Source organism: Actinomadura sp. 7K507 (assembly GCF_004348425.1).
Classification (GTDB): domain Bacteria; phylum Actinomycetota; class Actinomycetes; order Streptosporangiales; family Streptosporangiaceae; genus Spirillospora.
This window is the reverse complement of record NZ_SMKK01000552.1, coordinates 1-767: the sequence shown is the minus strand read 5'-3', so window position 1 is coordinate 767 and position 767 is coordinate 1. Positions and strand designations below refer to the sequence as shown.

Below are 767 nucleotides of genomic sequence, written 5' to 3'. Positions count from 1 at the left end.
GCCAGCCGCGGTTGGTGGGGAATTCGCCGATGGCGTCGCGTTCCTGGGTGACCAGGTTCCATAGTTGCTGCGGGGTGGTGACGCCGCCGGGGTAGCGGCATCCCATCCCCACGATCGCAATCGGCTCGTCCGTGGCTGTCGCCCTCACGCTCACGGATGTGCTCGCGAGCGTCTCGAGGACCGTTCTCCTCAGCTCCTGGGCGAGCGCCTGCGGTGTGGGGTGGTCGAAGACGAGGGTTGCGGGCAGGCGACGCCCGGTGGCGCCGGCGAGACGGTTGCGCAGTTCGATGGCGGTGAGGGAGTCGAACCCGAGCTCGTTGAACTGCCGGTCTGCGTCGATCCCGTCGGGGCTGGTGTGGCCGAGAACGGCGGCGATGCTGCTCCGGACCAGGTCGACAAGGTGTTCCTGCTGCTGATCAGGGGTCAGCGTGCCCAAGTGATCGGCCAAGCTCGCGCTACTGCCGGCGCTGGGACGGTGCGCACCGCCGACGAGTGACCTCAGGAGCGGCGGAGGCGGGACGCTGATACCGCGCGCGCTGATCGGGACGGCGATCAGGTGAGGCAGGGGTGTGGCAAGGGCCGCGTCGAGGAGTTCGAGGCCCTGCTCGTCGGTGATGGGGGTCATGCCACTGCGGGTCAGGCGGTTGCGGTCGGTGTCGGTGAGGTGGCCGGTCATGCCGGTGTCCTGCTGCCAGTAGCCCCATCCGATGGATTGGGCGGGCAGGCCCTCGGCTTGCCGGTGTGCGGCGAGGGTGTCGAGGAAGTGG

The 767-nt window shown here is 69.4% G+C and carries 1 protein-coding gene; it reads right to left on the bottom strand.

Features of this window, described 5'->3' with window-relative positions; translation table 11 throughout:
- Positions 1-767, bottom strand: a 767-nt coding sequence (locus tag E1285_RS45215; protein ID WP_132161054.1) for an acyl carrier protein, incomplete at both ends; no start/stop codon positions are given.